At 71.5% G+C, this 22,952-nt stretch carries 22 protein-coding genes; 16 read left to right on the top strand and 6 right to left on the bottom strand.

What is annotated here, in order from left to right; genetic code table 11:
* Positions 1-225 precede the first annotated feature (225 nt).
* Positions 226-1,467, top strand: coding sequence for an acyltransferase (locus A5673_RS01600; RefSeq protein WP_068226757.1), 1,242 nt, complete (start codon positions 226-228; stop codon positions 1,465-1,467).
* Between the two features lie 161 nt (positions 1,468-1,628).
* Positions 1,629-2,327, top strand: a complete 699-nt coding sequence (locus tag A5673_RS01595) for a GDSL lipase (RefSeq protein WP_068226780.1) — start codon at positions 1,629-1,631, stop codon at positions 2,325-2,327.
* 232 nt (positions 2,328-2,559) lie between these two features.
* Here A5673_RS01595 and A5673_RS01590 read toward each other — a convergent pair whose 3' ends face one another.
* Positions 2,560-4,677 carry an acyltransferase family protein gene (locus tag A5673_RS01590; protein WP_197518259.1) on the bottom strand — a complete coding sequence of 706 codons (2,118 nt, stop codon included), beginning with the start codon at positions 4,675-4,677 and terminating at the stop codon, positions 2,560-2,562.
* 51 nt (positions 4,678-4,728) lie between these two features.
* On the bottom strand, positions 4,729-5,589 hold the full coding sequence (locus tag A5673_RS01585) for an alpha/beta hydrolase family protein (protein WP_304442553.1): 861 nt from the start codon (positions 5,587-5,589) through the stop codon (positions 4,729-4,731).
* Between the two features lie 325 nt (positions 5,590-5,914).
* Between A5673_RS01585 and A5673_RS01580 the strand changes: the two genes are divergently transcribed.
* Together A5673_RS01580 and A5673_RS01575 are read left to right on the top strand one after the other, a co-directional pair.
* Positions 5,915-6,655, top strand: coding sequence for a class I SAM-dependent methyltransferase (locus A5673_RS01580; RefSeq protein WP_082958491.1), 741 nt, complete (start codon positions 5,915-5,917; stop codon positions 6,653-6,655).
* 32 nt (positions 6,656-6,687) lie between these two features.
* Entirely contained in the window at positions 6,688-8,040 is a 1,353-nt protein-coding gene (locus A5673_RS01575) for an amino acid permease (RefSeq protein WP_068226754.1), read from the top strand.
* Here the strand turns inward: A5673_RS01575 and A5673_RS01570 are convergent.
* Complete coding sequence (locus tag A5673_RS01570) at positions 8,024-8,419, bottom strand: nitroreductase family deazaflavin-dependent oxidoreductase (protein WP_068226753.1); 396 nt, start codon at positions 8,417-8,419, stop codon at positions 8,024-8,026. The two genes, A5673_RS01575 and A5673_RS01570, sit on opposite strands and share 17 nt — an antisense overlap.
* Before the next feature lie 78 nt (positions 8,420-8,497).
* Between A5673_RS01570 and A5673_RS01565 the strand changes: the two genes are divergently transcribed.
* From A5673_RS01565 to A5673_RS01530, 8 genes are all read left to right on the top strand, one after another.
* Positions 8,498-8,839 carry a hypothetical protein gene (locus A5673_RS01565; RefSeq protein WP_068226752.1) on the top strand — a complete coding sequence of 114 codons (342 nt, stop codon included), beginning with the start codon at positions 8,498-8,500 and terminating at the stop codon, positions 8,837-8,839.
* A 60-nt stretch (positions 8,840-8,899) separates the two neighbouring features.
* Positions 8,900-10,252 (top strand): glutamate-1-semialdehyde 2,1-aminomutase, encoded by a 1,353-nt coding sequence (hemL, locus tag A5673_RS01560; RefSeq protein ID WP_068226751.1) that lies wholly within the window; start codon positions 8,900-8,902, stop codon positions 10,250-10,252.
* Positions 10,252-10,857, top strand: coding sequence for a histidine phosphatase family protein (locus A5673_RS01555; protein WP_068226750.1), 606 nt, complete (start codon positions 10,252-10,254; stop codon positions 10,855-10,857). Before hemL ends, A5673_RS01555 begins: the two co-directional genes overlap by 1 nt.
* Positions 10,854-11,438, top strand: coding sequence for a TlpA disulfide reductase family protein (locus tag A5673_RS01550; RefSeq protein ID WP_068226749.1), 585 nt, complete (start codon positions 10,854-10,856; stop codon positions 11,436-11,438). Before A5673_RS01555 ends, A5673_RS01550 begins: the two co-directional genes overlap by 4 nt.
* On the top strand, positions 11,435-12,214 hold the full coding sequence (locus A5673_RS01545; RefSeq protein ID WP_068226748.1) for a cytochrome c biogenesis CcdA family protein: 780 nt from the start codon (positions 11,435-11,437) through the stop codon (positions 12,212-12,214). The genes A5673_RS01550 and A5673_RS01545 overlap by 4 nt, the downstream gene beginning before the upstream one ends.
* Before the next feature lie 122 nt (positions 12,215-12,336).
* Entirely contained in the window at positions 12,337-13,890 is a 1,554-nt protein-coding gene (locus tag A5673_RS01540; RefSeq protein WP_068226777.1) for a cytochrome c biogenesis protein ResB, read from the top strand.
* Complete coding sequence (gene ccsB, locus A5673_RS01535; protein WP_068226747.1) at positions 13,887-14,858, top strand: c-type cytochrome biogenesis protein CcsB; 972 nt, start codon at positions 13,887-13,889, stop codon at positions 14,856-14,858. Before A5673_RS01540 ends, ccsB begins: the two co-directional genes overlap by 4 nt.
* 44 nt (positions 14,859-14,902) lie before the next feature.
* On the top strand, positions 14,903-16,198 hold the full coding sequence (locus tag A5673_RS01530) for a MinD/ParA family protein (RefSeq protein ID WP_068226778.1): 1,296 nt from the start codon (positions 14,903-14,905) through the stop codon (positions 16,196-16,198).
* On the opposite strand, the gene A5673_RS28890 is transcribed toward A5673_RS01530, so the two are convergent.
* Complete coding sequence (locus A5673_RS28890; RefSeq protein ID WP_096866246.1) at positions 16,195-16,356, bottom strand: hypothetical protein; 162 nt, start codon at positions 16,354-16,356, stop codon at positions 16,195-16,197. The two genes, A5673_RS01530 and A5673_RS28890, sit on opposite strands and share 4 nt — an antisense overlap.
* Positions 16,357-16,402: 46 nt before the next feature.
* Between A5673_RS28890 and A5673_RS01525 the strand changes: the two genes are divergently transcribed.
* Positions 16,403-16,753 (top strand): DUF4229 domain-containing protein, encoded by a 351-nt coding sequence (locus tag A5673_RS01525; protein ID WP_068226746.1) that lies wholly within the window; start codon positions 16,403-16,405, stop codon positions 16,751-16,753.
* A 121-nt stretch (positions 16,754-16,874) separates the two neighbouring features.
* On the opposite strand, the gene A5673_RS01520 is transcribed toward A5673_RS01525, so the two are convergent.
* Complete coding sequence (locus A5673_RS01520; RefSeq protein ID WP_068226745.1) at positions 16,875-17,747, bottom strand: 1,4-dihydroxy-2-naphthoate polyprenyltransferase; 873 nt, start codon at positions 17,745-17,747, stop codon at positions 16,875-16,877.
* A gap of 34 nt (positions 17,748-17,781) precedes the next feature.
* On the opposite strand from A5673_RS01520, the gene A5673_RS01515 reads away from it, so the two are divergent.
* Together A5673_RS01515 and A5673_RS01510 are read left to right on the top strand one after the other, a co-directional pair.
* Positions 17,782-18,558, top strand: coding sequence for an S-methyl-5'-thioadenosine phosphorylase (locus tag A5673_RS01515; protein ID WP_197518256.1), 777 nt, complete (start codon positions 17,782-17,784; stop codon positions 18,556-18,558).
* Entirely contained in the window at positions 18,555-19,586 is a 1,032-nt protein-coding gene (locus A5673_RS01510) for an NAD-dependent epimerase/dehydratase family protein (protein WP_068226743.1), read from the top strand. The genes A5673_RS01515 and A5673_RS01510 overlap by 4 nt, the downstream gene beginning before the upstream one ends.
* Here the strand turns inward: A5673_RS01510 and A5673_RS01505 are convergent.
* Entirely contained in the window at positions 19,583-21,205 is a 1,623-nt protein-coding gene (locus A5673_RS01505) for a hypothetical protein (RefSeq protein ID WP_369806450.1), read from the bottom strand. The two genes, A5673_RS01510 and A5673_RS01505, sit on opposite strands and share 4 nt — an antisense overlap.
* Before the next feature lie 296 nt (positions 21,206-21,501).
* Here A5673_RS01505 and A5673_RS29425 point away from each other — a divergent pair.
* A partial coding sequence (locus A5673_RS29425) for a hypothetical protein (protein WP_068226741.1) occupies positions 21,502-22,952 on the top strand: 1,451 nt, incomplete at its 3' end.

Here is a 22,952-nt window from a genome sequence, read left to right as displayed (position 1 = left end):
GCCGCCTCTAACTCTTTGCTAAGAAGCGAATTTCGGGGGGTTTTGCGCCGGTTCAAGCAACATCGTGGCCGTTTCGTGGCCGCGGCGCGCCACGGCCCATCACCGCATCGTGCGCCCCTCGCTGCTAGGCTTCGTGGGCTGCCGGTTGCCAGTCGGGGGGCTTGTGATCGCCCGGTCAGCCGGACCTATCGGATACGAAACGTGAGTCCAGACGGAAAGAGCATCGTGCGCGGCGCAGAGATCAGGGGCGAGATCAAGGCCCTGACGGGACTCCGCATCGTCGCCGCGGTGTGGGTGGTGCTGTTCCACTTCCGTCCCATGGTGAGCGATGTTTCGCCGGACTTGCGCGAGGCGCTCGCGCCGGTGCTCAACTGCGGGGCCCAGGGCGTCGACCTTTTCTTCATCCTCAGCGGGTTCGTGCTGACCTGGAACTACCTCGACCGGATGGGCCGCTCCTGGTCGACGCGCGCGACCCTGCACTTCCTGTGGCTGCGGCTGGCCAGGGTGTGGCCGGTGTACCTGGTCACCCTGCACCTGGCCGCGCTGTGGGTGATCTTCACCCTGCACGTCGGTCACGTGCCGTCACCCGACGCCGGCCAGCTCACCGCGATCAGCTACGTGCGCCAAGTCCTGCTGGTGCAGCTGTGGTTCGTGCCGTTCTTCGACGACTCCAGCTGGGACGGCCCGGCCTGGTCGATCAGCGCCGAATGGCTGGCCTACCTGCTGTTCGGCCTGTTGGTCCTGGTGATTCTGCGGATGAAACAGGCGACGCGGGCGCGCAGCCTGATGTTGCTGGCGTTCGCCGCGTCGCTGCCACCGGTGGTCATGCTGCTGTCGAGTGGCCACTTCTACACGCCGTGGAGCTGGCTGCCGCGCATCGTCACGCAGTTCACCGCCGGCGCCCTGGCCTGTGCCGCCGTCCGCAGGCTGCGGTTGACCGATCGCGGCCGCCGCGTCGCGGGGTACACCTCCCTGCTACTGCTCGCCGCCATGGTGGGCGTCCTGTACTGGTTTCACGCGCACCCGATCTCCGGAATCGTGGAGAACGACAGTGGCGGGGTGGTCGACGTGCTGTTCGTCCCGCTGGTGATCGCCCTGGCGATCGGCGTCGGCAGCCTGCCGCGGCTGCTGTCCACGCGGGCGATGGTGTACGGCGGGCAGATCTCGTTCTGCCTGTACATGGTTCATGAGCCCGTGCACACCGCCTGGAGCTGGGCCGTGATCCAGTTCGAACTCACGCCGTGGGTGCCGGACAACCCCTGGAAATGGAACATCATCGGGCTGCTCGCGATCGCCATCGGCCTGTCGGCCCTGATGTACCACTTCGTCGAGGAGCCCGCCCGCCGCTGGATGCGCCGGATGGTTGACGTCCGACCCGCCGGCAAGACCGTGGACGACGAGCCGGCCGGCACCAGGCTGCACCCGATCGACGGTGGGCTGGAAGCGGTTTCGGCCCGCGCGGTGTGACATTCGCCTCGCCGTGTGACCGGTGCGGGGCCCGGGATTCGTCGAATACCATGACCGGAAGCGGCTGGTCGCGATTTGACGCCAGTTTCGCGCCGTTTCCCCGTACGATTCCGTTGATTTGGATGCGGCGCGTGACGATGCAATTTCCGGGGGAGGTACCAGTGAGCCGTCTGGCAACGGTCATCGTCGGCCTCGCCCTGGCGCTGGGCCTGGTCTATGGCGCCTCGGCGGCCAAGGCGCACCAGGTGCGGGCCTACGAACTGCTGACGGTGGATTCGCGCGTCAACCACGTCGCCGTCGTCGGCGACTCGTACACCACCGGCACCGACGAGGGCGGCCTCGGGCCGAAATCGTGGACCGCGCTGACCTGGCACGCGCTGGCCCAGCGGGGCGTGCGGATCGCCGCCGACGTGGCGGCCGAGGGCAGAGCCGGCTACGGGGTGCCCGGCGACCACGGCAGCATCTTCGAGGATCTGACCGCCAGGGCCGTCAAGCCCGCCGACGCGCTGGTGGTGTTCTTCGGCTCGCGCAACGACCAGGGCGTGGAGCCCGCGCTGATCGGCGAAAAGGCCCGGGACGCCTTCAACTTGGCGCGCAGGTTCGCGCCGTCCGCCAGGTTGCTGGTGATCGGGCCGCCGTGGCCGACCGCCGACGTGCCCGAGTCAATCCTGCAGATACGCGACGAGCTCAACGCGGCCGCCCGCTCGGCCGGAGCGACGTTCGTCGACCCGCTCGGCGACCGCTGGTTCGTCGACAGGCCCGACCTGATCGGCCCGGACGGCGTGCACCCCAACGACGCGGGGCATCAATATCTCGCGGATCGGATCGCACCGCTGATCGGCATGCAGCTGTCTCGGTAATCTCTCGAAGGTAAGCGAAATCCTCGGCGGCACAACGGCTTAGCGGTCCGCTTAGTCCTCGGCGTGCCGCTCGTAGTCCCACCGCTCCAGGCGCGCCTGCAACTGCATCAGGCCGATGCCGGCGACGGGTGCGATGGCTGCAATGCAGACCAGCAGCAGCGAAGTCATCTCACAACCTCCAAAAACCTTTCAGTCATTAGACGTTCGTCCGCGGGAAGAAGTTCATTGGGGGTCAGCCGCCCGCCAGCGCGCGGTCTGCCAGCGCACCCATCACGGGGGCCAGCAGTTGCGCGTACTCGATCGTCACGTGGTTGTCGTCGCGGAACACCAGGGCGTTGCCGACGATCACCGGGCAGCGGGCGGCGGTGCAGAACAGGTCGGTCAGGTCGGCGTACTGCCCGCCCCCGCCGGCGGTCGCCGCCCGCTCGGCGCCGATACCGCCGCCGTCGAGCGCGGCCGAGGTCGCCGGCGCGCACGCGGTGGCGTCGTCGAGATGCGCCGACAAGCAGGTGGGCACCGATCCGTGTGGGTCCGGGGCCGGCCCGAGGACCAGGACGGTGGCGCCGGTGCTCCGCAGCATCGCCACCGTGCGACCCAGCGTGTCGACCCACGCCGGGTCGTAGGACTCGAAGCCGAAATCCGCGCCGTAGCGCCGGCTCATGTCGAGGACCACCAGCCACGGGTGCTCGGCCCTCAGGCGGTCGGAGATCTGGGCGCGCCACTGTTCGCACTCCGTGTACTCGCGGCCCAGATACGGGCTGCGGATCGGCAGGTCCTGCAGCGGGCAGGTCACCTTGGCCAGCGTCTCCAGCCGCCAGTGGCGCTGCTCGGCGGCGCGGCGGAACGCCGGCTCCCACATGGCGGCGTGCGAATCGCCGACCAGGGCCACCGTCGTCGGCGAGGCGGTATCGCCCGTCGCGCATTCGCTCTGACCGACGTCGCGCCACGACCGCACGCAGCCGTTGAGGAACACCGGCGCCTTGTCGGCCGGCGCCTGGGCGAGCGGCGGATCCAGGTTGGACGGGACGGCGCGCAGGCCGGCCGACGCCGCGACCGCGTCGCGCACCTGCGCGAACGCGGCGCGGACCGTCGCCTCCCGGGGGCTGACGGCGGGCAGGTTCGCCGGGGGCAGCGCGACGATGTTGGCCTTCGGGGCCGCAATGCCGTGGCCCGCGGGCGCCGGTGTCACCGTCAGCAACAGCCCGCACGCGCACGCCGCCGCCGCGCTGGCGGCAGCGGCCGCCGCGAGGCTGGCCTTCACCGATCGGCGCAGCGCGGCCGCGAACCGGCCCGGGTTTTCGACCAGGTGCAACGTGAGCACCGCGAGCCCGCCGGACACGGCGGTGGCGGTCAGCCGCGCCGGCAGCCCCGCCGGCTCCCCCAGCAGCTCCGGCATCAGCAGCAGCACCGGCCAGTGCCACAGGTACCACGAGTACGACACCCGCCCGATCGCCCGCATCTCCGGCCGGCACAGCACGCGCCCGACGCCCAGGCCGCCGGTCACGCAGCCGGCGCCGATCACCAACGCGGTGCCCAGCACCGGCAGCAGCGCCGCGGTGCCGGGGTAGGCGGTGGCGCGGCCGAGCTGGGTGCAGGTGAGCACGATCAGCGCCAGGCCGCCCCAGCCGACGACCGCCGCGGGCAGCGGAGGCAGTCTGCGCCAGTGCTGCATCGAGAGGGCCACCAGGCCGCCGGCCGCCAGCTCCCACGCCCGGGTGGGCAGCGAGAAGAATGCCCAGGCGGGCGACGTGCGGGTCCACACCACGTCCGCCGCCAGCGACGCGGCCGCCACCGCCGCCAGGACCGCCGCATACGGTTTCGCGCCCGTCGCGTCGCCGCCGCGCACCCGGCCGATCAGCCACGCCGTGCCGATGATCAGCAGCGGCCACACCAGGTAGAACTGTTCCTCCACGCCCAGCGACCAGTAGTGCTGGAACGGCGACGGGCCCTGGGCGGCCAGGTAGTCGGTGCCCTGCGTGGCGAACCGGTAGTTGCCCACGTACAGCGCGCTGGCGATGCCGTCCACGAACACGCTGCGCGCCTGCAGCGGCGGCAGCACGACGGCGGTGGCGGCGGCCGTGACGACGCCGACCGCCGCCGCGGCCGGCAGCAGGCGCCGGGCCCGGGCGCCGTAAAAGCGGCCCAGGCGAACGGTATTGGTGGCGGTGGCTTCGCGCCACAGCAGCCCGGTGATGAGGAAGCCGGAGATGACGAAGAAGACGTCCACCCCGATGAAGCCGCCGGCGATGCCCGGGATGCCCGCGTGGTAGAGCACGACCGCGATGACCGCGACCGCGCGCAGGCCCTCGATGTCCGGGCGAAATCCCTTTCGGGAGGCCCGCCGCTCCACTCGGCGTGGGCCGCTGGCGAGTTCGTTCTCCCGGACTGTCATGTGCGTGGGTTAGGTCGCCATCCAGGCCAGCTCGCCTGGCAGCTGCGTCCGCCAGTAGCCGATGTCGTGTCCGCCCAGGGAGAAGCCGCCCGCCGGCTTGGTCTTCAGCTGGCCGACGAATTGCCTTGTGGCGAAGTAGAAGCGGTCAAAGGTGCCGCAGTCCACCCGCAGCGGAATCGCATTGAGCGCCGGCACGCCCACGACGCTGTTCTGCACCCAGTCCTCGTAGCTGTCGAACGCCCCCTCCTCGCTGCCCGTGAAGGAGGTGTATAGCGCCGGGCTGATCGCGCAGATCCCCGCCGTGCGCGCCGGGCCCAGCTTGGCACCCAGGTGCAGCGCCCCGTAGCCGCCCATCGACCACCCCAAAAAGCCCACCCGGGTGGTGTCGAAACCCATCGACGACAGCAACGGCAGCAGCTCGTCGAGCACCATCGCGCCGGGGTCCTCGCCCGAGGCCCTGCGGTGCCAGTAGCTGTTGGCACCGCCGTCGACACCCACCACCGCGAACGGCGGCTTGCCCTCCCTGACCAGTTGGGCCAGCGCCTTTTCGACGCCGCAGTCCAGCATCATGTTCGCGTCGCCGTCCTTGCCGTGCAGCGCGATGACCGGGCGCAGCGCCCCGGCTTCGGCCTTCTGCCCCGGCGGCAGGGCGATCACCCAGTTGGTCTTGACGCCGCCGCGCGCCGCGGAGACGAAGGATCCGGTCAACCTGTTCGGCAGGGTGCTGCCGGCGGCCGACGGCTCGAACGGGGCGGGCGCCGCGTGCGTCGTGACCGGGTCCAGCAGGGCGCCTAAGGCGAACACGCCAGCGGCTCCCAGGCTGGCACCGGCACCCATCCGGAGCACCGCCCGGCGTGTCAGGTCAGGCATGATCGCAATGATGCCGTGCGCAGCGCGCATCACCTGCCGAGCCACGCCGTATTGGAAGCATCGTGTGATCTGGCGTGACCTGCCGGTCACGAACGGGTGACCTTCCGGCCGGGATGCAATCGGGAAACTTTCACCCCTCGCGCCCCGGCGATCTCCCGCACGACCGGGGATTGGACCAAAGGGGCGGGCGGGGCGGCGGTCGGCTGCCGCTGCTCGAGCGAAAAGGGTTGTGGCAGCACCCCAACCGCCGGACGCAACCGGCGCCCACGTGCATCTTTGGGCCGACTTGCGGGTGGACAAGCGCGTTCCTCGTTAGGCTACGTCAATGACTGACGCCAACGTTGCCGGTTTCGAGCCGTTATACGGCGAGGCGGAACACACCGACGGGCGGATTCCCTGGGACATCGGCGGCCCGCAGCCGGCTGTCCAGCAGTTGGTGGCTTACGGCGGGATCCGCGGCGCGGTGCTCGACCCGGGCACCGGCCCCGGCTATCACGCGATTCACTATGCGGCGCAAGGGTATTCGGCCACCGGGATCGATGATTCCCCGTCCGCCATCGAGCTGGCGAAACGGAACGCCGAACGGGCCGGGGTGCATGTCGACTTCCAGGTGGCCGACGCCACCCGGCTGGACGGGTTCGAGGGCCGCTTCGACACCGTGGTGGACAGCGCGTTCTACCACGTGTTCCTGAACGACGGGGCCACCCAGATGCGCTATGCGCAGGCGCTGCACCGCGCGACCACACCCGGGGCGCGGCTGTACATGTTCGAGTTCAGCCCGCACAACGTCAACGGCCTGCAATGGACGGCCATACCGGCCGACAACTTCGAGCAGGTGCTCGGCGACAGCGGATGGCGCATCGACTACCTGGGTGTCACCACCTATCAGGCCCGCCTGCTCCCGGAGACCTTCGAGGCCATGAAGAAAATGGCGTCCGAGCAACAGGGCGAGATCCTGCGCCGCATGCGCCCGCTGGTGCACCGGATGAGCGTGATCGACCCGCTGCTGGAAAACCACCGGGTGCACCTTCCGGTGTGGTCCGTGGTGGCCACCCGCCTGGACTGACGCGACGCCAGGGCGCCGGGAGGGCTTGACGAATGGCCGGCACCACCCAACTGCGCCAAGGACTGTCGCAGCGGCAGCTCAGCATGATCGCCCTCGGCGGGGTGATCGGCGCCGGCCTGTTCGTCGGCTCCGGTGTGGTGATCAAGGACACCGGGCCCGCCGCGTTCCTGACGTACGCGCTGTGCGGCCTGCTGATCGTGCTCGTGATGCGGATGCTGGGCGAGATGGCGGCCGCCGATCCGTCGACGGGATCGTTCGCCGATTACGCGGCGCGGGCCCTCGGCGGCTGGGCGGGCTTTTCGGTCGCCTGGCTGTATTGGTACTTCTGGGTGATCGTGGTCGGGTTCGAGGCCGTCGCCGGGGGGAAGGTCCTGGGCTACTGGCTCCACGCGCCGCTGTGGTTGCTCTCGCTGTGCCTGATGGTGCTGATGACGGCGACGAACCTGTTCTCGGTGTCGTCCTTCGGCGAATTCGAATTCTGGTTCGCCGGAATCAAAGTCGCCACCATCGCCGTCTTTCTCGTGGTCGGCTCGCTCTTCGCGGTAGGCCTGTGGCCCGGCCGTCACGCGGATTTCGCCAACCTCACGTCGCACGGCGGCTTGTTCCCCAAGGGCGTCGGGGCGGTCTTCGCGGCCATCGTCGTGGTGATCTTCTCGATGGTCGGTGCGGAGATCGTCACCGTCGCCGCCGCCGAAAGCCGTGATCCCGAACTCGCCGTCCAGCGCGCGACGAGGTCGGTGGTCGCGCGCATCGGGATCTTCTTCGTCGGTTCGGTGTTTCTGCTCGCGGTCATCCAACCCTGGGACTCGGTCGAGGTGGGCGCCTCGCCGTACGTCGCCGCGCTGGGGCACATGGGCCTGCGCGGGGCGGACCAGGTGATGAACGCCGTGGTGCTGACCGCGGTGCTGTCCTGCCTGAACTCGGGCCTGTACACGGCGTCGCGGATGTTGTTCGTGCTCGCCGACCGGCGCGAGGCCCCGGCCCGGCTGGTCACGCTCAGCCGGCGTGGGGTCCCCCACCTGGCCATCCTGTGCTCGTCGGCGGTCGGTTTCGGGTGCGTCGTCATGGCGTGGGTCGCGCCCGGCTCGGTGTTCCTCTTCCTGCTCAACTCGTCCGGCGCCGTCATCTTGTTCGTCTACTGGCTGATCGCGCTCTCGCAGATCATCCTGCGCAGGCGCACGCCCGAGGAAAAGCTGCGGGTCAAGATGTGGTTCTTCCCGGTGCTGTCGATCCTCACCCTCGCCGGAATCACCGCCGTGCTGGTGCAAATGGCGTTCGACCGCTCCGCGCGCAGCCAGCTGTGGCTGTCCCTGCTGTCCTGGGCGGTGGTGATCGGGCTCTACTTCGTCGCCCGGGCCCGACGCCGGGTCAGTCGGTCTTGCTGAGCAACACCGCTTGCTCGAAGGGCAGCCGCGCGAAGATCGGACGCCACCGGCCGGTGACGTGGGGCGCCGCGTCGGCCTTGCTGACCACCCGCGGGTTGGCGACGCCGAAGGTCTTGCCATAGCGGCGCATTCGCCCGCCCCCGGCCGCGGTGAGGTTCTTCAGCCAGTCGCGGTCCGGGCCGTAGGTCAGCAGGATCGCCACCCCGGGCTTGCCGTCGACCTCGGCGGTGAACACGGTGACCGGTGTGCGATAGGGCTTTCCGGAGCGCCGCCCGACATGCTCGAGGATGCAGAACGTCGGGGCCCAGCCGGCCCACAGCCGCTGAACCGGATTGGTGACGTGCCGATTGAACCGGGCGAGCCCCTGTGGAAGTTCCATGCCTCCCATCCAACGCGTCCGGGCCGGCCGGCTTCAAGACGCCCCGCTTATCGAGCGCAACCGGCGTAGTGTCGCCTCATGGCCGTTTCGCCAGGTGAAGAGGCCGCGCAGCGGGCCCAGGAGCTGTTGCGCCGAGGGGCGGATCTCGCCGCCCGGAAGGGCGTCACCGAGGAGGACGTGAAGCGCGCCGCCGAAAGCGCGGAGCGCGCCCACGAGCGGGACCAGGCGGCGCGTCAGCGCGCGGTGTATCGGCACTACGAGGCCGGCGCCGCGCACGAACGGGCCGCCGAAGTCGAGGAACTCGCGGTCGTCGAGGGTCTCGGCGACGTCGCCGCCCACCGGCGCGCGGCGGAAAAGGAGCGCGAGGCCGCGCGGCGTGACCTGCGGGCCGCCCAGGAAGCCGACCAGCAAGACGCCTGACTACCACATCTGCTACACCCTGTAGTTGAACGATTCGCGGAGGCTGGGACACTGGTCGGCATGGGTAGCAGTGACCAGGCGACCGCGCCCGCCCCGGCCGCGACCGGGGTCACCGCGGCGTCGGCGAAGTTGTTCGAGGACGCCTGCGCGGTGATCCCGGGCGGGGTGAACTCCCCGGTTCGCGCGTTCACGGCGGTGGGGGGCACCCCGCGGTTCATCACCGAGGCACGCGGGTGCTGGCTCACCGACGCCGACGGCAACCGCTACGTCGACCTGGTCTGCTCCTGGGGGCCGATGATCCTGGGCCACGCCCACCCGGCCGTCGTCGACGCCGTCGCCAGGGCCGCCGCGTCCGGGCTGTCGTTCGGGGCGCCGACGCCCGCCGAGAGCGAGCTCGCCGCCGAGATCGTCGGGCGGGTGGCCCCGGTCGAGCGGCTCCGGCTGGTCAACTCCGGCACCGAGGCCACCATGAGCGCCGTCCGGCTGGCCCGCGGGTTCACCGGCAGGGCCAAGATCGTCAAGTTCGCCGGCTGCTACCACGGCCACGCCGACGCGCTGCTGGCCGACGCGGGTTCGGGCGTGGCGACCCTGGGCCTGCCGTCCTCGCCGGGCGTGACGGGGGCGGCCGCGGCGGACACGATCGTGTTGCCCTACAACGACATCGAGGCCGTGCGCCAGACGTTCGCGAGCCTCGGCGAGCAGATCGCCGCGGTGATCACCGAGGCCAGCCCGGGCAACATGGGCGTCGTGCCGCCCGCGCCGGGCTACAACGCGGCGCTGCGCGCGATCACCGCCGAGCACGGCGCGCTGCTGATCGTCGACGAGGTGATGACGGGGTTCCGCGTCAGCCGAAGTGGTTGGTACGGAATCGATCCCGTCGCCGCCGACCTGTTCACCTTCGGCAAGGTGATGAGCGGCGGGCTGCCGGCCGCCGCGTTCGGCGGGCGGGCCGACGTGATGGGGCGGCTGGCGCCGCTGGGCCCGGTGTACCAGGCCGGCACGTTGTCGGGTAACCCGGTGGCGATGGCGGCCGGGCTGGCCACGCTGCGCGCCGCCGACGACGCGGCCTACGCCGCCCTGGACGCCAACGCCGACCGCCTGGCCGGCCTGCTGTCCAAGGCGCTGACGAAAGCCGGTGTGCCGCATCAGATTCCGCGCGGCGGCAACATGCTCAGCGTGTTCTTCTCCGAGACGCCGGTGACCGACTTCGCGTCCGCGCGGGCGAGCCAGACGTGGCGCTACCCGCCCTTCTTCCACGCCCTGCTGGACGCGGGCGTGTACCCGCCCTGCAGCGCCTTCGAGGCGTGGTTCGTCTCGACCGCCCTGGACGACACCGCGTTCGACCGGGTCGCCGAGGCGCTGCCCGATGCGGCCCGCCGGGCCGCCGAAGCCGTCCGGGAAGACGAGCGCTGATGGCCGAGGAGACCAGGGTCCACGTGGTGCGCCACGGCGAGGTGCACAATCCCGGCGGCGTCCTCTACGGGCGGCTGCCCGGATTCCACCTGTCCGACAAGGGCAGGGCGCAGGCGGACGCGGTCGCCGCGGCGCTGGCCGGCCGTGACATCGTCGCCGTCGTCGCCTCGCCGCTGCAGCGGGCCCAGGAGACCGCCGCGCCGATCGCCGCCAAGCACGGCCTGGCCGTGGACACCGACCCGGACCTGATCGAATCGGCCAACTTCTTCGAGGGCCGCCGCGTCGGCCCCGGCGACGGCGCGTGGCGCGACCCGCGGTTCTGGTGGCAGCTGCGCAACCCCTTCACCCCGTCGTGGGGCGAGCCGTACGCCGACATCGCGGGCCGGATGACGACCGCCGTCGACAAGGCGCGCGCCCGCGCCACCGGCCAGGAGGCGGTGTGCGTCAGCCACCAACTGCCGGTGTGGACGCTGCGGCTGCACCTGAGCGGCAAGCGGCTCTGGCACGACCCGCGCCGCCGCGAATGCGGGTTGTGCTCGATCACCACGCTGATCTACGACGGCGACCGGCTGGTCGACATCGAGTACTTCCAGCCGGCGCCATGACCATCTCGCGGCTGGCGATGGCCGGGGTCGTGTTGACGGCCCTGGTGGCCGGTTGCTCCGGTCGCGACGCCGTGGCCCAGGGCGGCACCTTCGAATTCGTCTCGCCCGGCGGCAAGACCGACATCTACTACGACCCGCCCGCCAGCCGCGGGCGCCCGGGGCCGCTGGCGGGACCCGACCTCGCCGACCCGGCGCACACCCGATCGCTCGACGACTTCGCCGGGCAGGTCGTCGTCATCAACGTCTGGGGGCAGTGGTGCGGGCCGTGCCGCGCCGAGGTCAGCCAGCTGCAGCAGGTGTACGACGCCACCCGCGCCGCCGGGGTGTCGTTTCTGGGCATCGACGTCCGGGACAACAACCGCCAGGCGGCCCTGGACTTCGTCGACGACCACCACGTGAGCTACCCGTCCCTCTACGATCCGGCGATGCGCACGCTGATCGCGTTCGGTGGCAAGTACCCCACCACCGTCATCCCGTCCACGCTGGTGCTGGACCGCCAGCACCGGGTTGCGGCGGTGTTCCTGCGCGAACTGCTCGCCGCGGACCTGCAGCCGGTGGTGCAACGGGTGGCCAAGGAGTGAACGGCTTCACCCACATCGCCGCCGCCGGGCCGCTGCTGGTGGCGCTGGGCGCCTGTGTGCTGGCGGGGCTGGTGTCGTTCGCCTCCCCGTGCGTGGTGCCGCTGGTGCCGGGCTACCTGTCCTATCTGGCGGCGGTCGTCGGGGTGGACGAGCAGCCGCCCCCGGGCGCGGTCAAGGCCCCGGCGGCCGCGCGGTGGCGGGTCGCGGGGTCGGCGGCGCTGTTCGTCGCCGGGTTCACCACGGTGTTCGTGCTCGGCACCGTCGCGGTTCTCGGCATGACGACCACCCTGATCACCAACCAGGCGGCGCTGCAGCGGGCGGGCGGCGTGCTGACCATTGTGATGGGGCTGGTGTTCGTGGGCCTGGTCCCGGCCCTGCAGCGCCAGGCCCGGTTCAGCCCGCGGCAGCTGACGACGGTGGCGGGCGCGCCGCTGCTCGGCGCGGTGTTCGCGCTCGGCTGGACCCCGTGCCTGGGGCCGACGCTGACCGGGGTGATCACCGTCGCCTCGGCCACCGAGGGCGCGAACGTCGCGCGGGGCGTGGCGCTGGTGATCGCGTACTGCCTGGGGCTGGGCATCCCGTTCGTGATGCTGGCGTTCGGCTCGGCGGGGGCGGTGGGCGCGCTGGGCTGGCTGCGGCGGCACACCCGGGCCATCCAGATCTTCGGCGGCGCGCTGCTGATCGCGGTCGGTGTCCTGCTGGTGACCGGCCTGTGGAACGACTTCATCTCCTGGCTGCGCGACGCGTTCGTGTCCGACGTGAGGCTCCCGATTTGAGCGCCCCGGTAGAGCCGCGAGCAGACGCAAAATCGCACGAAAAGGCCCGTCCCAGTGCGATTTTGCGTCTGCTCGCGCCACTTGGCGCCCGGGCCCGCAACACCTGGCGCGCGCTGACCTCGATGGGCACTGCGCTGGTGCTGCTGTTCCTGCTCGCGCTGGGCGCCATACCCGGCGCGCTGCTGCCGCAGCGCAGCCTCAACGCCGGCAAGGTCGACGAGTACCTGGCCACCCACCGCGCGATCGGACCCTGGCTGAATCGGGTGCAGGCCTTCGACGTGTTCTCCAGCTTCTGGTTCACCGCCATCTACGTGCTGCTGTTCGTCTCGCTGGTCGGCTGCCTGACCCCGCGCATGATCGAGCACGCGCGCAGCCTGCGCGCCACGCCGGTGCCCGCGCCGCGCAACCTGTCCCGGCTGCCCAAGCACGCCACCGCGGAGGTCGCCGGCGACCCGGCGGACCTGAACGCCCTGGCGAACGCGATCGCCGGCCGCTTGCGCGGCTGGCGTACGGCCATCCGGCACGAGGGCGAGATTGTCGAGGTCTCGGCGGAAAAGGGCTACCTGCGCGAGTTCGGCAACATCGTCTTCCACTTCTCGTTGCTGGGCCTGCTGGTCGCCGTGGCCGTCGGCAAGCTGTTCGGCTACGAGGGCAACGTCATCGTCATCGCCGACGGCGGCCCCGGCTTCTGCTCGGCCTCACCGGCCGCGTTCGACTCGTTCCGCGCCGGCAACACCGTCGACGGCACGTCGCTGCACCCGATCTGCATCCGGGTCAACGACTTCGCTGCCCACTACCTGCCGTCCGGGCAGGCCACCTCGTTCGCCGCCGACATCGACTACCAGGCCGGCCGGGATCTGGCCGCGAACAGCTGGCGGCATTACCTGCTGGAGGTCAACCACCCGCTGCGGGTCGGCGGCGACCGGGTGTACCTGCAGGGCCACGGCTACGCCCCCACGTTCACCGTCACCTTCCCGGACGGGCAGACGCGCACGTCGACCGTGCAGTGGCGCCCCGACAACCCCCAGACCCTGCTCAGCTCGGGCGTGGCGCGGATCGACCCGCCCGCCGGCAGCTACCCCAACGCGGCCGAGCGCCGCCAACACGAGATCGCGATCCAGGGCCTGCTGGCGCCCACCGAGCAGCTCGACGGGACGCTGTTGTCGTCGCGCTTCCCGGCCCTGAACGCCCCCGCGGTGGCCGTCGACATCTACCGCGGCGACACGGGCCTGGACACCGGGCGGCCCCAGTCGTTGTTCTCGCTGGATCCCCGGCTGATCGAGCAGGGCCGGCTGACGAAAGAGAAGCGGGTCAACCTGCGCGCCGGCCAACAGATCCGGCTGGATCAGGGTCCGGGCGCCGGCACCGTCGTGCGCTTCGACGGGGCCGTGCCGTTCGTCAACCTGCAGGTCTCCCACGACCCGGGCCAGGCCTGGGTGCTGGTCTTCGCCGCCACCATGATGGCGGGGCTGGTGGTGTCGCTGCTGGTGCGCCGCCGCAGGGTGTGGGTCAGGCTGACTCCGGGGGCCGGTACGGTGAACGTCGAACTGGGCGGGCTGGCGCGCACCGACAACTCCGGGTGGGGCGACGAGTTCGAGCGGTTGACCGGGCAAGCACTGGACGGGCTGGGCGACTCCGCCGCGTCCAGAAGGAGTTCTCAGGTGGACGTCACATGAACACCCTGCACGTCGACATCGGGCTGGCGCGCTACTCCGACTGGGCGTTCACCTCGGCGGTGGTGGCCCTGGTGGTGGCCATGATGCTGCTGGCCTTCGAGCTGGCCTACGTCGGTAGCCGCCGCGTGGACCGGCGCGTGCTGGCCGGCTCGGTGGCCGCCGACAGCGCCGTGCCCGGCATCGTGGAGGACGCCGAGGCGCGCCCGTTCGACGAGCGCGTCGGGCGCGCCGGGCTGGCGGTGGTCTACCTCGGCATCGGCCTGCTGCTGGCCTGCATCGTGCTGCGCGGCCTGGCGACCCTGCGGCCGCCGTGGGGCAACATGTACGAGTTCATCAACCTGACCTGCTGCTGCGCCCTGGTCGCCGGCGCGGTCGTGTTGCGCCGGCCGCAGTATCGCCCGCTGTGGGTGTTCCTGCTGGTGCCGGTGCTGATCCTGCTCACGGTCTCCGGACGCTGGCTCTATACCAACGCCGCGCCGGTGATGCCCGCGCTGCAGTCCTACTGGCTGCCCATCCACGTGTCGGTGGTCAGCCTGGGTTCCGGGGTGTTCATGGTCGCCGGCATTTCCAGCATCCTGTTCCTGCTGCGGACGTCCCGGCTGAGCGATCCCGAGGCCGACGGCGCGTTGGCGCGGATGGTGCAGCGGCTGCCCGACGCGCAGACCCTCGACCGCGTCGCCTACCGCACCACGATCTTCGCGTTCCCGGTCTTCGGTTTCGGGGTCATCTTCGGCGCTATCTGGGCCGAGGAAGCCTGGGGCAGGTACTGGGGCTGGGACCCCAAGGAGACGGTTTCGTTTATCGCGTGGGTGGTATACGCGGCCTATCTGCATGCCAGGTCGACGGCGGGATGGCGGGACAGGAAGGCGGCGTGGATCAACGTCGTGGGTTTCGTCGCCATGGTCTTCAATCTGTTCTTCGTTAACCTGGTCACCGTGGGCCTGCATTCGTATGCGGGCGTGGGGTGACAGTGAGCAACCGACCCGAATAATCGCAACAAGGGGGAGTGCAGGTGTCCGACCATCCAACGACGGGCGTGGGGGCGCCCGAGCCGCAGACGACGGAGCTGCCCCCGGCGCAGCAATCCAGCGAACCGGCGGCCGACTCGGGGGAGGCGCCTACCCGCGCCTTCGCCGGATTCCGCACCGAGCGTCGGGTCCCCACGGCCGAGCGGCGGGAGCAGGCACCGTCCACGGCGGCGGGGCCCGCGCCCGCGCGCGGCGGCATGCCGCCCTGGGATTCCACGCCGGTCACCGGCATCCCGCGCGTCGACCCGACCGCCTACGGCGCCTACTACAACGGGCCGGCCGAGGCACCGCCGGCCGAGGCCCAGGCGCCCCCGTACCGGCCCGAGCACCTGCCGCACACGCCCTACCCGGAGCTGTCCACCGGCATGCTGTTGCGGCCGGTCAAGCCGCCGCCCTCGGAGGGCTGGCGCCGGTTGGTCTACGACCTGTCCGGTCACCTGATCAACCTCGGCGAGAGCCCGCGCGCCCTGCGGCACAACAACCTGGTGGCGCAGGTCAACCGGCCCCTGCGGGGCTGCTACCGGGTGGCGCTGCTGTCGCTGAAGGGCGGCGTCGGCAAGACCACGATCACCGCGACGCTGGGGTCGACGTTCGCCTCCATCCGCGGCGACCGCGTGGTGGCCGTCGACGCCAGCCCCGACCGCGGCACGCTGAACCAGAAGATCCCGCTGGAGACGGCGGCGACGGTGCGTCAGCTGCTGCACGACGCCGGGACCATCGAGCGCTACACCGACATCCGTCGCTACACCTCGAAGGGCCCGAGCGGGCTGGAGGTGCTCGCGTCGGAAACCGACCCGGCCATCTCCGAGGCCTTCAGCGCCGACGACTACGCGCGCGTCCTGGACAGCCTGGAGCGGTTCTACGGCCTGGTGCTCACCGACTGCGGACCCGGGCTCTTGCACTCGGCGATGTCGTCGGTGCTGGAGAAGGCCGACGTGTTGCTGGTGGTCGCGTCGGGGTCCATCGACGGCGCGCGCAGCGCCTCGGCGACGCTGGACTGGCTGGACGCGCACGGCCACCAGGAGCTGGTGCGCAACTCGATCGCGGTCATCAACGCCGTGCGGCCGCGCACCGGCAAGGTCGACATGAACAAGGTGGTCGATCACTTCTCGCGCCGCTGCCGCGCCGTGCGGCTGATCCCGTTCGACCCGCACCTGGAAGAGGGCGCCGAGATCGAGCTGGACCGGTTGCGGCGCGGAACCCGCGAGGCGCTCGCCGAGCTGGCGGCCGTCGTCGCCGATGGGTTCCCCGGCGACCAGCGCAACCCCGGAGTCGCTTAGCGGGGGTTGTTGTCCCCGTGACCTAACCGCCGCAAAAAGTCCGGATCGTCGTCGGGTCCGATGACGCGCGTCTTCGGCCGGTGGGCCTGGGACCGCGCGGCGCGCCAGCCAACGTAGATCAGCGTCCCCAGGATCAGGACGAGCAGCAGGTAGAGCACTTAACACCTCCTTGGAGCGAATATACCCGCGCCGTAGGCTCGAGCTGTGTCAGAAGGGCCTGGGGACAACAGCACTGGGGAGCGCCCCCGCAACCGTGTCATGGTCGACGTGTCGCTCTACGCGGGGGCGCGGTTGGCGCTCGTCGCCGCGCTGAGCGGCGCGATCTACGGGATCGCGCGGTTGCTCGGGGTCACCCCGTTCCCCGTCGTGGTGGCGGTGCTGTTCGCTTTGATCATCGCGATGCCCCTGGGCATCTGGTTGTTCGCCCCGCTGCGCCGGCGGGCGACCGCCGCGCTGGCGATCAGCGGCGAGCGCCGGCGCCGGGAACGCGAACAGCTGCATGCGCGGCTGCGCGGGGAGACGCCGCCGGAGGAGCCCGACGAGCCCGGGGCCTAGCCCCTCGGCGTGCGCCGGTTCGAGTGTGCCTCCAGGGCGTCTGAGTGTGCGCGTAGGGCGGGAAAATCGCCCAGATCCGTACGTCAGTTCACCCTCGAAGCCCCGCGCACACTCGAAGCGCTCAGCGCGCGAGCGCCAGCGCGGCCGCCACCGCGACCGCCCACAGCACCATCGTCAGCCCGGTGTCGCGCAGCACCGGAATCAGCTCGCGCCCGCCGCGGCCTGAGCGCACCGGCGCCAGCGCGCGCAGCGCCGGTGGCGTGGCCACCAGCCCCACGGCGCACCACGGCGTCGCCGCCATCAGCACCAGGGTCAGCAGCCCGGCGGTCGCCAGCAGTACCTGGTAGAGGCCCCGGGTGCGGGCATCGCCCAGCCGCACCGCCAGCGTCGTCTTGCCCGACTGCGCGTCGGTCGGGATGTCGCGCAGGTTGTTGGCCACCAGCACCGACGACGACAGCGCGCCGATCGACACCGCCAGCACCAACCCCACCCAGTCCACCCGCAGCGCCTGCGTGTACTCGGTGCCCAGCACGGCGACCAGACCGAAAAACACGAACACCGCGACCTCGCCGAAACCCGCGTAGCCGTACGGTTTTGACCCCCCGGTGTACAGCCACGCCCCGGCGATGCAGGCCGCGCCGACCGCGATCAGCCAGGGCGCGCTGACCAGCGCCAGCGCCAGCCCGGCCGCCGCGCCCACCGACAGGCTCGTGACCGCCGCGGTCAGCACCGCGCGCGGGCTCGCCAGCCGCGAGCCGACCAGCCGCACCGGCCCCGCCCGGTCGTCGTCGGTGCCGCGGATGCCGTCGGAGTAGTCGTTGGCGTAGTTGACGCCGACGATCAGCGCCAGCGCGACGGCCAACGCCAGCAGCGCCTTCCACCACACCGCGGATCCCAGCCACGCCGCGGCGCCCGTGCCCGCCACCACCGGCGCCACCGCGTTGGGCAGCGTGCGGGGCCGGGCGCCTTCGACCCACTGCGCGAAACTGGCCACCAGGGCATCCTGCCCTATGCCCCACAATGGGCGGATGCTCGGAGTCATCGGCGGCAGCGGCTTCTACACGTTCTTCGAATCGTCCGTTCGCACCATCGACGTCGACACCCCGTACGGCCCGCCCAGCGCGCCGGTCACGGTGGGCGCGATCGGCGACCACGAGGTCGCCTTTCTGCCGCGGCACGGCGCGACCCACCAGTTCTCGGCGCACACCGTGCCGTACCGGGCCAACATGTGGGCGCTGCGCAAGCTCGGCGCGCGGCGGGTCTTCGGCCCGTGCGCGGTCGGCAGCCTGAACCCCGACACCGGCCCGGGCGCGGTGGTGGTGCCCGACCAGCTGGTGGATCGCACCAGCGGCCGCGCCGACACCTACTTCGACTCCGGTGCCGTCCACGTCGACTTCGCCGATCCGTACTGCCCGACCCTGCGGGCCGCGGCCACCGGCCTGCCCGGCGTGGTCGACGGCGGCACCATGGTGGTGATCCAGGGGCCGCGCTTTTCCACCCGGGCCGAAAGCCGGTGGTTCGCCTCCGCCGGGTTCGGCCTGGTCAACATGACCGGCTACCCAGAGGCGGTGCTGGCCCGCGAACTCGAAATCTGTTACGCGGCAATCGCTTTGGTGACCGACCTGGACGCCGGGATCACGGCCGGCGAGGGGGTGAAGGCCGTCGACGTGTTCGTCCAATTCGAAAAGAACATGGGAGTCTTCAAGGAGCTGGTGCGCGCGGCCATCCACCGCGTCGCCGTCGAGCACACCTGCACCCACTGCCAGCCCCACACCGGCGTCACGCTCCCGGTCGAGCTGCCATGAGGGTGCTGCTGACCGGTGCCGCCGGCTTCATCGGCTCCCGGGTGGATGCGGCGCTGCGGGCGGCCGGTCACGACGTGGTCGGCGTCGACGTCCTGCTGCCCGCCGCGCACGGCCCGAATGCGGTCCTGCCCCAGGGCTGCCGGCGGGTCGACGTCCGCGACGGCGACGCGCTGGCCCCGCTGTTGGACGGCGTGGACCTGGTCTGCCATCAGGCGGCGATGGTGGGTGCCGGCGTCGACGCCGCCGATGCGCCGGCCTACGGCGGCCACAACGACTTCGCGACCACGGTGTTGCTGGCGCGGATGTTCGCCGCGGGGGTGCGCCGCTTGGTGCTGGCGTCGTCGATGGTGGTCTACGGGCCCGGCCACTATGCCTGCCCCGACCACGGGCTCGTCGACCCGCCGCCGCGCCGGCGCGCCGACCTCGACGCCGGCATCTTCGAAAACCGTTGCCCGGTCTGCGGACTCGACACGACGTGGCGGCTGGTCGACGAGGACGCCGCCCTGCGGCCGCGCAGCCTGTACGCGGCCAGCAAGACCGCGCAGGAGCATTACGCCCTGGCGTGGGCGGAGGCGACGGGCGGCTCGGTGGTGGCGCTGCGCTACCACAACGTCTACGGCCCCGGGATGCCGCGCGACACCCCGTACTCCGGCGTGGCCGCCATCTTTCGTTCGTCACTGGAAAAGGGCGAGCCACCAAGGGTTTTCGAGGACGGCGGCCAGATGCGTGATTTCGTGCACGTCGACGACGTCGCCGCCGCCAACCTCGCCGCCGCGACCTCGGACGCCGGGGGCTTCTCGGCGTTCAATGTCTGCTCCGGGCGCCCGATCTCGATTCTGGAGGTTGCCACCGCGCTGTGCGACGCCCGGGACGGTTCGGTGTCGCCGGTGGTCACCGGGCAGTACCGCAGCGGGGACGTGCGCCACATCGTCGCCGATCCCCGCCGCGCGGCCGAGGGGTTGGGCTTCCGGGCGGCAGTCGACCCGTTGGCGGGATTGCGCGAGTTCGCTTACGCGCCTTTGCGCTAACTCGGCGGCCGGAAGATCCGCGGCTTCTGTACGGGAATCTGCCGGGTCGCGGAGTCGTCGCCGCGGAAGATCCGCGGCGAACTGGCCGGCTGCGGCGCCCCGCCGGTCGGAATGCGCGTCGTCGCCGCCGCCGACGGCGGGGCCGCGTGGGCGACGGGGATGCGCGTCGTCGGCGCGGCCGGTCCCGGGTGGGTGCCCGCCGGGCCGCCGCGGGTGTGTGTGGGACGGCGCCGCCGGCGTCGCACCCGCCGTGCACCGAGCTGACCGGTGACGACGGCGGCGGCGAGGATGCACAGGGCCAGCACGCACAGCGCCACGTCGAAGGTGCTGGTGATCTGCTGGGCAAGGTTGTTGCCGTACACCGGGTTTGGCGCGGGCGCGTTGGGCGACGCCTCGAACCGGGGCGCCAGCGCGACGCCCACGACGACACGGGTGATGCTCAGGGTGGCGACCAGCCCGCACAGCGACGAGATCAGCCGGGCGGACACCGCGTCATTGGCGAGGTTGATCCGCAGCCACACCGCCAGCAGGGCGGTGGTCAGGTCGAACCCGGCCAGCACCATGCTGTCGTAGCGCGAGAAGGGGTAGTCCAGGGCCACGCCGACGGCGAGGTCGGTGATCCGCATGACCATCGACCCCAGGCACCATACGACGATGAGCAGCAAGCCATTTCGGGCCGCCGCGCGCCACGCGTTCTCCTCGGTCGCGGAGGGATGCCGCCGGGCCAGCAGGGCGGGCGGCGCGAAGATCGCGCCGGCGGCCGCCCACGCCAGGTAGCCCTCGAACCCAACCCCTGCCGTCGACGTGTTCTGCGCGATGCCATGGAACGCGTCGATGTCCCGGCCCACCGGAAGGACCCACACGACGATCCCGGCGACCAGCGTCGACACCCCGAGCGCCACCGTCGCCAGCCGCGAGGCCCTCGTGCTGCGCAGCAGCCACCTCGACCCGACCACCACGGCGATCAGCGCCACCGCGCCGTACACCACCGCCGTCGCGATGACCGCGATGTTCTGTTTGCCGAAATCGGAACCGCCCGTGCCCTGCAGCGCGTAGCGCACCCGCCAGAACAGGTTGACGCCGAAGCTCAGCGCCGCGCCCACCATCGACGCGTAGCCGATGATCCGGACGGCCCTGCCGTTGTCGCCGCCGTCGTCCACCGGCCGGATCACCGGCCGCGCGCTCAGCAGGGCGCCGGCGATGCCCAGCCACGCCCCGGGTCCGACGCCGCCCGGGACGTTGACGGTGCCGCCGAAGCGGATCGTCTCGACCACATCGAACGCGACGAAGCCGAGGACCAGCAGCGCGTAGGGGGCGTTGAGCGCCAGCCGCAGCCGCCCGGCCAGCGCGGCGTTGAACCTCGGGCTCGACGACCGCCAGGAGCCGGCCAGGGCGATCGAGAGAAGGGCCAGCAGGGTCACGACGAACTGCACCGCGAGCAGCGCCTTGTTGCTGCCCGGGATTCCCATGCCGAAGTACAGGTTCCACGGCAACAGCAGCGCCACGACGAGCAGGGCGGCCGCGGTCAGGTCGCCCGCGATGTTGCGCCGCCGCGTGGGGGCCGCAACGGTGCCGGCCGCGGGCGGGCGGCGGCCCGGGGGCGGCCCCTGCCTGCGGATGGGGCCGGTTGGGGCGTCGTCGCCTGTCTGACTCACGGTTCCCCCCGGGGGTCGAGGACGGTCACTTGCGGCGCAACGTGGTTTGCGGGGCGGGGGAACCCCCTGCCGCACCGACTTCGTTGCGTACTTGGAAACATAATCTCCGTTCGGACGACGCCCGTCGCGGTCTGCCAACCCGGTTACGCTGCGCTCACAGGCGAACGTGTCGCCCGAATGAGTGTTACCGCCGACGGTATCGCAGTGTAATGATGCCGGGACATGCTGGTTGTGGGGTAGCCGGCCGAAGGAGAGCCTGCATGGACGTGGTTTTGGGGGTCGCCGTCACGGGTCCCGTTGCCCGCCTGGCGCTGGTCGGGTCGGGCGCGCGAGGGTCGGACGTGCTCGACCAATCCGTCGTCGACCTGGCCGATCACCCGGTCGAGACGCTGGCCCAGACCGTGACGGGCACGAGCCGGCTGCTGGCCGACGAGAACCACCGGCTGGTGGCCACCCGGCTGTGCTGGCCCGACGCCGCCAAGGCCGACCAGCTGCGCCGGGCGCTCGAAGACTCCGGCGTCCATGACGTCGCGGTGCTCTCGGAGTCGCAGGCGGTGACCGCGCTGATGCGCGCGGCGGGGCGCGCCGGCGGTGTGCTGGTGGTCGACGACGAGACGGCGACGCTGTCGGTCGTGGATTCCCACGGCGATCCCGACCAGCCGCCGACCATGCTGGCGACGCAGCCACTGGCGGGCGCGTCGGGCGCCGACGCCACGGCAGCGCTGGACACGATGATGGCCCGGCTCACCGACCAGCCTGGCGCGCCGACCGAGCTCTATCTCGTCGGCGCGTCGTCGAACCTGGCCGGGGTCGCCGACCAGCTTCGCGACGCGTCAACCATGCGGGTGGAGGTCCCCGAGGATCCGACGTTTGCGCTCGCGCGCGGCGCGGCGCTGGCCGCCCTGCCGTTGGCGGCGGCGGCCGGGGACGCCACCGCGATGGCCCCCGCCGCCGGGCTCACCGGGGACGAGACCGCCTTCGCGCCGGCCGCCGCCGCCGCGGCCGCCGAGGAGCCGCAGCTGGCGTACTCGATGGCCGGTGAAGGCGAGCCGCTCGGGGCGGACGAGTTCGGCCCCGACTACGACGAATTCGGCGAATTCGGCGACTCCGAAGACGAAGCTGCGACCGGCCGGGTCCCGCTGAGCAGACGGTCCCTGGTGCTCGGCAACGCCGTGATCGCCTTCGCGGTCATCGGATTTGCGTCGCTCGCCGCCGCGGTGGCCATCGCGATTCGGCCGACCGCGAGCCAGCAGCCCGTGGTGGGCCACCAGAACGCCGCCCCGGGCAAGTTCATGCCGCTGCTGCCGACGCAGCAGCAGGCGCCGGTGCCGCCGCCGCCGCTCGACGCGCCCAACGCCGGGTTCCAGGGCGGCGTCATCCCGGACTCCAACGGCTACATCCCGCCGCAGCTGGTGTCGCCCGGCGCGCCCGCGCCGGCGCCCGACGTTCCCGCTTTCGTGCCCAACCCGAACCCCGCCGTACCGATCCCGGTGATCGTTCCCTACCCGGGCTGGCGCCCGCCGTACAACCCGTATCCGCCGTACACGCCACCGACCGTGACGCCGCCGACGACACCTCCGACGACGCCGCCGACGACACCTCCGACGACGCCGCCGACCACGCCGCCGACGACACCTCCGACGACGCCGCCGACCGGACCAGCAGCTCCAGCGGGTAGCCCGAACGGCGGTCGGCAACACCGAGGTTCAGC

It is taken from the genome of Mycobacterium sp. E3198 (assembly GCF_001667015.1).
Lineage (GTDB): Bacteria > Actinomycetota > Actinomycetes > Mycobacteriales > Mycobacteriaceae > Mycobacterium.
The sequence above is the reverse complement of the archived record's forward strand: the minus strand, read 5'-3'. Positions and strand labels throughout refer to the sequence as shown.

Coding starts and splice junctions, on each gene's coding strand:
- A5673_RS01585 (WP_304442553.1), bottom strand. CDS start 5,589: ATGCCTGACCTGACACGCCGGGCGGTGCTCCGGATGGGTGCCGGTGCC.
- A5673_RS01580 (WP_082958491.1), top strand. CDS start 5,915: ATGACTGACGCCAACGTTGCCGGTTTCGAGCCGTTATACGGCGAGGCG.
- A5673_RS01575 (WP_068226754.1), top strand. CDS start 6,688: ATGGCCGGCACCACCCAACTGCGCCAAGGACTGTCGCAGCGGCAGCTC.
- A5673_RS01570 (WP_068226753.1), bottom strand. CDS start 8,419: ATGGAACTTCCACAGGGGCTCGCCCGGTTCAATCGGCACGTCACCAAT.
- A5673_RS01565 (WP_068226752.1), top strand. CDS start 8,498: ATGGCCGTTTCGCCAGGTGAAGAGGCCGCGCAGCGGGCCCAGGAGCTG.
- hemL (WP_068226751.1), top strand. CDS start 8,900: ATGGGTAGCAGTGACCAGGCGACCGCGCCCGCCCCGGCCGCGACCGGG.
- A5673_RS01555 (WP_068226750.1), top strand. CDS start 10,252: ATGGCCGAGGAGACCAGGGTCCACGTGGTGCGCCACGGCGAGGTGCAC.
- A5673_RS01550 (WP_068226749.1), top strand. CDS start 10,854: ATGACCATCTCGCGGCTGGCGATGGCCGGGGTCGTGTTGACGGCCCTG.
- A5673_RS01540 (WP_068226777.1), top strand. CDS start 12,337: ATGGGCACTGCGCTGGTGCTGCTGTTCCTGCTCGCGCTGGGCGCCATA.
- ccsB (WP_068226747.1), top strand. CDS start 13,887: ATGAACACCCTGCACGTCGACATCGGGCTGGCGCGCTACTCCGACTGG.
- A5673_RS01515 (WP_197518256.1), top strand. CDS start 17,782: ATGCTCGGAGTCATCGGCGGCAGCGGCTTCTACACGTTCTTCGAATCG.
- A5673_RS01510 (WP_068226743.1), top strand. CDS start 18,555: ATGAGGGTGCTGCTGACCGGTGCCGCCGGCTTCATCGGCTCCCGGGTG.